General features: G+C 43.4%; 6 protein-coding genes and 2 pseudogenes. 6 read left to right on the forward strand and 2 right to left on the reverse strand.

Annotated elements, in window-relative coordinates:
• Window positions 1-266 precede the first annotated feature (266 nt).
• Together GBH70_RS08315 and GBH70_RS08320 are read left to right on the forward strand one after the other, a co-directional pair.
• Window positions 267-2,186, forward strand: a complete 1,920-nt coding sequence (locus GBH70_RS08315; protein ID WP_253693636.1) for a BglG family transcription antiterminator — start codon at window positions 267-269, stop codon at window positions 2,184-2,186.
• A 183-nt stretch (window positions 2,187-2,369) separates the two neighbouring features.
• Entirely contained in the window at window positions 2,370-2,699 is a 330-nt protein-coding gene (locus GBH70_RS08320) for a PTS sugar transporter subunit IIA (RefSeq protein ID WP_151680603.1), read from the forward strand.
• Window positions 2,700-2,721: 22 nt separating this feature from the next.
• On the opposite strand, the gene GBH70_RS16735 is transcribed toward GBH70_RS08320, so the two are convergent.
• Window positions 2,722-2,880 carry a hypothetical protein gene (locus tag GBH70_RS16735; protein ID WP_172968296.1) on the reverse strand — a complete coding sequence of 53 codons (159 nt, stop codon included), beginning with the start codon at window positions 2,878-2,880 and terminating at the stop codon, window positions 2,722-2,724.
• A 304-nt stretch (window positions 2,881-3,184) separates the two neighbouring features.
• On the opposite strand from GBH70_RS16735, the gene GBH70_RS08325 reads away from it, so the two are divergent.
• The 4 genes and pseudogenes from GBH70_RS08325 to GBH70_RS08340 all read left to right on the forward strand — a co-directional run bounded on the left by GBH70_RS08325 (window position 3,185) and on the right by GBH70_RS08340 (window position 8,097).
• Entirely contained in the window at window positions 3,185-3,505 is a 321-nt protein-coding gene (locus tag GBH70_RS08325) for a PTS sugar transporter subunit IIB (RefSeq protein WP_302466629.1), read from the forward strand.
• 68 nt (window positions 3,506-3,573) lie between these two features.
• Window positions 3,574-5,010 (forward strand): 6-phospho-beta-glucosidase, encoded by a 1,437-nt coding sequence (locus GBH70_RS08330; RefSeq protein WP_151680604.1) that lies wholly within the window; start codon window positions 3,574-3,576, stop codon window positions 5,008-5,010.
• A gap of 25 nt (window positions 5,011-5,035) precedes the next feature.
• Window positions 5,036-6,373, forward strand: coding sequence for a PTS sugar transporter subunit IIC (locus tag GBH70_RS08335; protein WP_253693638.1), 1,338 nt, complete (start codon window positions 5,036-5,038; stop codon window positions 6,371-6,373).
• A gap of 674 nt (window positions 6,374-7,047) precedes the next feature.
• Window positions 7,048-8,097 (forward strand): annotated as a pseudogene (locus GBH70_RS08340) (2,3-butanediol dehydrogenase).
• A 367-nt stretch (window positions 8,098-8,464) separates the two neighbouring features.
• On the opposite strand, the pseudogene GBH70_RS17615 reads toward GBH70_RS08340, so the two are convergent.
• Window positions 8,465-8,781, reverse strand: a pseudogene (locus GBH70_RS17615) (group II intron maturase-specific domain-containing protein); the annotation flags it as partial.
• Window positions 8,782-8,961: the final 180 nt, after the last annotated feature.

The following is an 8,961-nucleotide window of genomic DNA, read 5'->3' on the forward strand; positions in this document are numbered from 1 at the left end:
AAACCGGCTGCCTTATTGCAAGCTGCCGGTTTGTTCTTTTTTCGCTAATGATCAGTCCCCGCCGTAACCGGTGATTCGCGGTCAGGCATATGATGGAAAACTGTCCCCTTCTAGGAAATTTTACCGTTTCCAAGAAAAATTTTTTCGCCAATTTTAAACAAGTGCCAAAATGACTTTACAACGGTTAAAAAATGCACTATTCTAAATGAAAAATAAAGTTTGTATACTTTGTGAAATGGTTTTGCAGTAGAAATGGGGAAAACCGTATGATGACAAAGCGCCAAAAAGAGATTATAAAACTGTTGTCAATGGCCGGAGAACCGGTTACAGCCGATTGGATTGCAAAAGAAATCGGCGTCAGCGACCGTACTGTCCGCAGCGAAATGAAAGCGTTGCAATCAGAATGTGAAGCGGCAGGGGCAGTCCTTGAGTCGATGCGGGGAATTGGATACCGACTGAAAATCACCGATCAGGCAGCCTTTCAGACGGCGATGGGACAAACCGGAAATGACCCGCAAGAGAAAATACAAACGGATTTTTCCGACCAGTCGAACCGGGTGGCTTATATGCTCAGGCGCTTTTTGCTGGAAAAAGGCGCGATCAAGTTGGAAACTTTCGAGGACGAAATGTATGTGTCAAAATCAACGATTCAACATGATTTAAAAATGCTGCGCGGCATTTTGAAAAAATATGGGCTTGATTTGGTTAACCGCCCCCATTACGGGACGCAGATTGTCGGTGACGAATACAAAAAGAGGCTGTGCTTATCCAACCAGATTATGCGCAATCCGGATTTAAGCATGGACCGGGATGCCATCCAACTGCTCGATGAAGACTTGTATTCGAAAATCAAAGAAATCATCATCCAAAAAGTCAATGAATATAAAATCGAGATATCCGACATTTCGCTTGAAAACCTGGCCACCCATGTGACGATTGCCTGCAAGCGGATTGAAAAAGGGTTTTATATTGAAAAACTTGAGCATGAAATCCATAAAGAATATCCGTTTGAAAAATTTGTTGCCGGCGAAATTGTCCGCGAGGTGGAAAAACTGACGGGACTGCATTTTCCGGAACCTGAGATCGACTATATCATTGTCCACCTTGTTGGTACGAAGCTTTTAAATAAAAGAGAACTCGTGGAATACGGGGAATTTGATGAGGCCGGGCACATCGTCCGCCGCATGCTGGAGAGGCTGAAAGAGGAAATGGGCTGGGATTTCAGTGGTGACCATGAACTGATCCAGGCGCTGACGCTTCACATCCGGCCGGTGATGAATCGGCTCCGTTATCATATGAACATCCGCAATCCGCTTCTGCAACAGATCAAAATGAAATATCCAGTTGCATTTGAAGGCGCCGTCATTGCAAGCAAATGCATTGAAGATTATTTGCAGATGGAAGTCGGCGAGCATGAAATCGCCTATATCGCATTGCATATCGGTGTGGCGCTCGAGCGGATGAAAACAAAGGCCGGTAAAGCAAAAAAAGTACTCGTTGTCTGCGCATCCGGCGTCGGGAGTGCGAAACTGCTTTATTACCGGCTGCAGCGTTTATTTGAACATGAGATGGAAATTGTCGACACGATCCATTTTTATAAATTGAAAGACTATGACTTGTCTTTTATCGACCTTGTCATCAGCACGATTCCGATTCAAGAGGATCTCGGCGTACCGGTCCAGGTTGTCAATACGTTTTTGGAAGACGGTGACATTGAAAATATCAAACGGCAGCTCCATCCGGAAAAAACGGCATCAAAAGTTTATCTCGATCCTTCGCGGGTGTTCATCCATAAAGATTTTGAAGACAGGGAAAGTGCCATCCGGTTTTTATGCGGGGAGCTGAAAAAGCAGGAGCTTGTGCCGGAAAATTACGTAGATCTTGTGCTGGAAAGGGAAGCGGCGGCGCCGACAAGTTTCGGAAATTTGGTGGCCGTCCCCCATCCGATCAAACCGGTCACGGATGAAACATTTTGGACGGTTTGCACACTGAAACGCCCGATCGCCTGGTACGGCCGGCAAATGGTCCAGTTTGTCTGCCTTTTGAATATCCAAAAGAATCCAAAAGGTGGCCTCGACCAGATGTATCAGCATTTGATTTCCGTCATTGAAAACAAAAATACCGTCCAAAAAATCATCCAAAGCGATTCCGTTGAAGAAGTCATCGGCCTTTTAACCAAAACGTGAAAACCGCCGCAGAAAAGGACGGTTTTCACAAAAAAAGTAAGCGTTTCCGTTAGTTAACGGAAATGATCCAAATGTAAAATACCCCCGACCTGTAATAAAATAAAAGTAAGCAAGGAAAGTTCATTTATTTGTAAGCATTTGAAGAAGCGGGAACAAAATTTTTCATATAGGGAAGTGGAAAATATGAAAACTGAAGATATCGAAATGACTGCATTCCAAATCATCAGCAATGTGGGGACAGCCAAAAGCCTGGCCATGGAAGCACTGTACGCGGCAAGGGACGGGAACTTCGAACTGGCGGAAGAGAAAATGAAAGAATCGCGGAAATTTTTTGTGGAGGGCCATAAAGTCCATGCGTCACTGATCCAGCAGGAAGCATCAGGGAACAAAGTCGGGTTTTCGATGATTTTTATGCATGCGGAAGACCAGTTGATGAGCGCCGAAACCATTTCCGAACTGGTAAAGGAAATGATTGAAATGTATAAAAAGTTTGGAATTGCAGTAGAAAAATAGAAAAGGCCAACTGCTTTCTTTTTTAGGAGAAAGCAGTTTTTTTGCGGCTGTGGGTTCCCTGCGGAAACGCTGTTTTCTTTTCTGCCTTCGCTAATAAAAGCATTTTTTCTCTGATTTTAATTTCCATAGAGAGGAATCTTGGATGCACGGCCTCGAAATAGGGCAGGTTCACCTTAAACATTGAAAGAGGTCCTCTATTTTTTCTTCCGTTTTCGCCGCAACGCTGATTTCTTGATACCTTTCACCGATGATTAGCAGGGAACCGCTAATTAAAGCTTCATTTCCGCTGATTTTGATAAAAGCCGGGATCCGCTAACCTCCTCTTTCTTCCTCCCGACGCTGATTTCTGTTTACATAGAGAAGTGACCAAATTTCGTGTAAGCGTTTCCGTTGCCTAACGGAAAATGCTTCTCTCCTCTTCGAAAACGCTTTTAACTACAATAAAGATGTAAGGAAAAGATATTCAATATTTGGAGGAGATAGATATGAAAACGATCATGTTGGTATGTGCGGCCGGTATGAGCACAAGCCTGCTGGTGACAAAAATGAAAAAAGCGGCCGAAGCAAAAGGGGTTGAAGCCGATATCTTTGCGGTATCCGCATCCGATGTCGATGCCACGCTGGAAAAGAAAGACATTGATGTCCTGCTGCTTGGCCCGCAAGTCAAATTTATGAAAAAGCAATTTGAACCAAAACTCGCAGAAAAAGGGATTCCTATTGATTCGATCAACATGCAGTACTACGGCATGATGAACGGGGAAAAAGTTTTGGAACAGGCTTTCTCATTAATTGACAACAATAAATAATCTTAGATATAAGTCATTTCTTTTTGGTTGGTTGTACTAAATAAATAATTTTCAGAGGTGAATAAATAATGGTACAAGGGTTGCGCATGCCAGAGGATTTTTTGTGGGGAGCTGCCGTGGCCGCTCACCAATTAGAAGGTGCCTGGGACGTCGGCGGTAAAGGGATATCGATTGCGGACGTAATGCTGGCAGGTGCAAATGGCAAGCGGCGTGTGGTTACAGATACCGTATTGCCGGATGGCAATTATCCGAGTCATAGAGGGATTGATTTCTATCATTCCTATCCGCGTGATTTTAAACTTTTTAAAGAACTGGGTTTAAAGGCTTTTCGGACTTCGATTGCATGGACTCGTATTTTTCCAAACGGGGATGAGGCGGAACCTAATGAAGAAGGTTTGCTTTTCTATGACAAAATGATTGATGAAATGTTGGCAAATGGAATCGAACCGGTTCTAACGTTAAGCCATTTCGAAATGCCATATCATTTGGTAACCGAGTACGGAGGATGGCGTAACCGGAAGCTGATTGACTTTTTTGTTAGATTTGCAGAAACGGTCATTCGAAGATATGGTGACCGGGTTAAATATTGGATGACCTTTAATGAGATTAATAACCAAACTTCATGGATGGATACCCATCCGATGCTTCAAAACTCAGGCTTAAAAGATTATGACCGGGACAAAGCGCAAGAGTTAATGTATTTGGCTTCACACCATGAATTAGTCGCATCGGCTTTGGTTGCGAAAATCGCTCATGAAATCAATCCGGATCTGATGATTGGTGCGATGATTGCCATGAATCCGGTTTATCCTGCATCATCCAATCCAGAGGATATTTTAATGGCCCAAAGAGCGATGCAAACGCGGTATTACTGGGGTGATGTACATGCTCTGGGCGAATATCCAAATTGGTTATTAAACTTTTGGGATCATAAGGGTTTTAAGATAGATATCACTGAAGAAGACAAAAAATTATTAAGAGAAAACACGGTTGACTATGTTGCTTTCTCCTATTATATGTCATGGACGGTTAAAAGTACTGGTGACGAATGGTTAGAGTATGATGAATCGCAAAACCATGGTGACAATCCGTTCCTGAAGAAGACGGATTGGGGATGGCAAATTGATCCTGTTGGCGTTCGCTGGGCCATGAATTGGATGTGGGATCGCTGGCACAAACCGCTGTTTATTGTAGAAAATGGCATGGGTGCGTACGATGTTTTAGAAGATGATCACACCATTCACGATGAGTATCGGATTGCTTATTTACGAGACCATATTCTTTCGATGGAACGCGGTGTCGTGTTAGACGGAATACCGTTGATTGGATATTTACCATGGTCGGGAATTGATATTGTATCTGCTTCTACTGGCGAAATGGCCAAGAGATATGGCTTTATCTATGTTGATTTAGATGATATGGGGAAGGGCAGCGGCAAGAGATATAAAAAAGATAGTTTTGAATGGTATCAGCAAGTGATTTCATCGAATGGTGAATCTTTGTAAGTTATATATGAAAGATTGGTGATGAATGATGAATACGTGGTTTAATGATAAATTGTTACCTGCGGTAATGAAATTTGTTAATACACGTCCGTTGCAAGCAATTAAAGATGGTATGCTTTATCCTATTCCTTTTATTGTAATCGGTGCCATTTTCTTAATCCTGGGGAACTTCCCTTGGGCGCCTGTTGCGAATTTCATGACCCATACCGGTTTAGCCGCTGTTTGTAACCAGGCTTACAATGGATCAATGGCAATCATGGCGGTATTTGCCGTTTTCGGAATCGCCTATTCCTGGGTTCGCAATGAAGGATATGAAGGTGTTCCGGCTGGCCTGTTAGCGATTGTTGTGGATATTATTTTGCAGCCTGATACAATTAAAACCGTTACAAGTGTTGTTGACTCTACGAAAACATCAACAAGCTGGATGGTATCGAATGTAATTGATAAACAATGGTTAGGCGGCAAAGGGATGATCGTGGCCATTATCGTGGGCTTGCTCGTTGGCTGGGCCTACTCATGGTTCATGAAAAAAGGGATCACTATCAAATTGCCCGAACAGGTTCCTAGTAATGTAGCGGCTTCGTTCACAGCCCTTGTTCCTGGCGCAGTGATTGTAACCGCTGCAGCAATTGTTTATGCAATCTTCAATCTTGGCTTTGGAACTACTTTTGTTGAATGGATTTACAAGGTGATTCAGACACCATTGCAGCATGCCACAGATGGCCCAGTTGGCGTGATCATTGTTTCCTTTATACCAGTATTCTTATGGTTTTTCGGTATTCACGGAGCGACCATCGTGGGCGGGATTATGACGGCGTTGTTGCTGGCCAATAGTGCAGATAATAATGCTTTATATCGTGCAGGAGAACTGAGTTTAGACCACGGAGCACATATTGTAACACAATCCTTTATGGACCAATATATCACAGTGACCGGCTCCGGCATCACAATTGGATTGGTTATCTTTATGTTAGTGCGGGCAAAATCGGTACAGATGAAAACAATCGGGAAATTGGAAATTGTACCGGCCCTGTTTAATATTAACGAACCTGTTTTATTCGGTTTGCCGATTGTGTTAAATCCGCTGTTGGCGATTCCGTTTATCTTAACACCTGTATTGTCCGGATTTTTAACCTACTTTGCGATACTGTTTAAAATTATTCCACCGTTTAATGGCGTGTATGTCCCATGGACGACTCCGCCGATTATCTCGGGCTTGATGGTTGGCGGTTGGCAGGGCGCTTTATGGCAGTTATTAATGTTAGCGATGACTGTTGTGGTTTATTGGCCATTTGCAAAGAAATACGACCAAATTTTGAGTGCCCAAGAGCAAGCGTCTTCCACGGATAATGCATCTGCATAAAAGAATTGGGAAGGTTATATAGTCTGAAGCGTCGCCATAGTTAAGATTAACAGTGTAAACGGGCACATTATTTCGGCATAAAACACTGATTTTTTATCAAATTTGAACGGATATTTTCACAAACTTTTTTGTATATTCTCAGCCGTTTATGAATCTTTATGCCAAATATGGCTTGACATGGAGCCTCTGTGGGCATGACTCTCAAGCCAGGAAACCAGCAGTATCAATGCTGGCTTCGCCCAACAAGGCTATCATGCCCACCTCTCCATGTAAAGCCGTGCTCCTAAGTTTATACGAAATTGGATACTGATTTATTTTGAAAATCACAATCTGGAATAAAGTGAAAGTTTACATTAACAGTTAAAAGAGCACATACACTATTCTTGATACTCAGGCGTTATGCTTTGCAAGGTTTGTGACACAAGAGGGTCATAGGATAGCGAGTTTGCAGCTCGAGATCCTGGGCCTCATGTTATCTCAGAAGAATATACACTAGAATCTAGTACGCTGAGCATAAAAGATGAACGTGGCGTTTATGAAAGGCATAAACCGGACGATAATTATGGAAGCATGATTGAAAAATTGTGTACTTATTTCACAAAGTGTTACGATCTCCGGAACATAAAATGATGTAAAATGAAAACGTGTACAATATTTAGATGGAGGTGTTTGTCATGAGAGCAGCAGTTTGGCACGGAAGAAAAGATGTCAGAGTAGAAAAAAGGGATGTAAAGCCGGTTGGGCCAGATGAAGTAAAAGTTCGTGTGGCATGGGCAGGCATTTGCGGCAGCGACTTGCATGAATACCTGGAGAGGCCGATCACCATTCCGGGGGAAAACCGGATCCGCTGACCGGCATGCAGGCCCCGATCACTTTGGGCCATGAATTTTCAGGTATTGTCGAAGAAACCGGGAAGAAAGTGACACGTTTTAAAAAAGGTGACCGCGTTGTCATCAATCCGTTGATTACATACGGAAACAAACCGCCGGAATACGATATTTATGACGGTTTTCAGTTTGTCGGGCTTGGAAGTGACGGGGCTTTTGCCGATTATACGGTTGTAAAAGAAAAGAATGTGTATGCCCTGCTGGACATTCTTTCACTTGAGGAAGGGGCGCTGGTGGAGCCAACCGCTGTCGCTGTCCAGGCATTGAAGGAAGGCGATCTCCGTTTTGGACAGACAGCCGTCATTTTCGGGGCAAGTCCGATTGGATTGTTAAACGGCGCTTGCAGCCAAAGCGGCAGGTGCAAGCAGAATTGTTGTGCTGGATGTATCAGAAACACGGCTTGAAAAAGCAAAATTGTTCGGCGCAACGGATGTGATCAATTTGAAAGAACAGGATGCCGTGCAGGCAGTCCGCGCACTTTTGCCGAATGGGGCGAATGTAACTTTTGAAGTAGCCGGCGTACCGGAAACGTTCACCCAGTCGCTTAAAGTGACCAAACCGCGCGGAACGGTCGTCGTTGTTTCGATTTTTGCAGGCCCGATCCCATTTAATCCGTTTGATCTGACAGTCGCCGGAGTTAAGATTGTATCTTCCGCTGCTTATGAGCCGGACGTTTACCAGACAACGATTGACCTTATGGCGTCAGGCCGGCTCAACGTCCGCGAAGCCATCACTGGAAAAATCGAGCTGGAAAACCTTGTTGAAGAAGGCTTTCATGCATTGCTCAATGACAAATCACATGCTAAAATTCTCGTAAAATTAAGTGGGGAACAATAAATCAACTATTCTGTAAAGTTGCCTCACGTTCCGGTGATCGAGGTAGCTTTTTTTTTTATAGTTTTTTAATGTACCCACGCAGTATGCAAGAAAAAAGGCAGGTAAAAGGGATATGAGAGCGGATCCCATTGCTATTAGAAAGAAAAAGGGTGAACGAAACTTCGTGATGAGCCGCCTCACAGCCGTTAGGAAGAAAAAGAGAGGACCAAACGGTAGCGAGAACCCGCATCACTACTGTTAGATAAGAAAATTGTAGGCTAAACAGTAGTGATAACCCCTTATGTTCGTTTCAATGTAATCGAGTAGGAGTGGGCGACTGGCCCCCGTCCTCTCACTCCACCGTACGTACGGTTCCGTATACGGCGGTTCAATCAAATAAATGACACTTGTCACAATACTTTTCATACAGGCTTTTCTGCACTTGGCGATTCAGCAGGAGCTGCCAAGGGTTTTGTGTAAAATTGGGCTGTTAGAGATTCTCCAATTTGCCTTCCTTAAATTTTCCCACTCATATGCTTTATGTTGGGGCACTCCTAATTGGATCAGCTTCTTGATCTTCGTTTTCGGTTTCTACCATTGTTTCCACAAAATCATTCGGAGCCCTCTTCTAATCCACGCATCTAACTTTTAGAAAATACTTGGGGTGTCGGCAAGTGAGAAATATCCGCACCAACCCGTTAAGTAGGGCTTGCTGAATAAGCAAAAATTCGAGATTTGACAAGGGTTTTAGCCACTTTTGTCGAATATAAAGTGTAAGGATTTTATGGAAAATACGTGAAAAACCTTGCACTTGGAGGCCATTTCAATGTACAAAAAAACGGAACATCAGTTAACTTTCGTAGAAGATTTTTTTCTACCATTCGA

The organism is Weizmannia acidilactici (assembly GCF_008974225.1).
Lineage (GTDB): Bacteria > Bacillota > Bacilli > Bacillales > Bacillaceae_C > Weizmannia > Weizmannia acidilactici.

Bases quoted from the DNA above. Each gene is read 5' to 3' on its own strand.
- GBH70_RS08330 (WP_151680604.1), top strand. From the start codon at position 3,574: ATGGTACAAGGGTTGCGCATGCCAGAGGATTTTTTGTGGGGAGCTGCC.
- GBH70_RS08335 (WP_253693638.1), top strand. From the start codon at position 5,036: ATGATGAATACGTGGTTTAATGATAAATTGTTACCTGCGGTAATGAAA.
- GBH70_RS08315 (WP_253693636.1), top strand. From the start codon at position 267: ATGATGACAAAGCGCCAAAAAGAGATTATAAAACTGTTGTCAATGGCC.
- GBH70_RS08325 (WP_302466629.1), top strand. From the start codon at position 3,185: ATGAAAACGATCATGTTGGTATGTGCGGCCGGTATGAGCACAAGCCTG.
- GBH70_RS16735 (WP_172968296.1), bottom strand. From the start codon at position 2,880: ATGTTTAAGGTGAACCTGCCCTATTTCGAGGCCGTGCATCCAAGATTC.
- GBH70_RS08320 (WP_151680603.1), top strand. From the start codon at position 2,370: ATGAAAACTGAAGATATCGAAATGACTGCATTCCAAATCATCAGCAAT.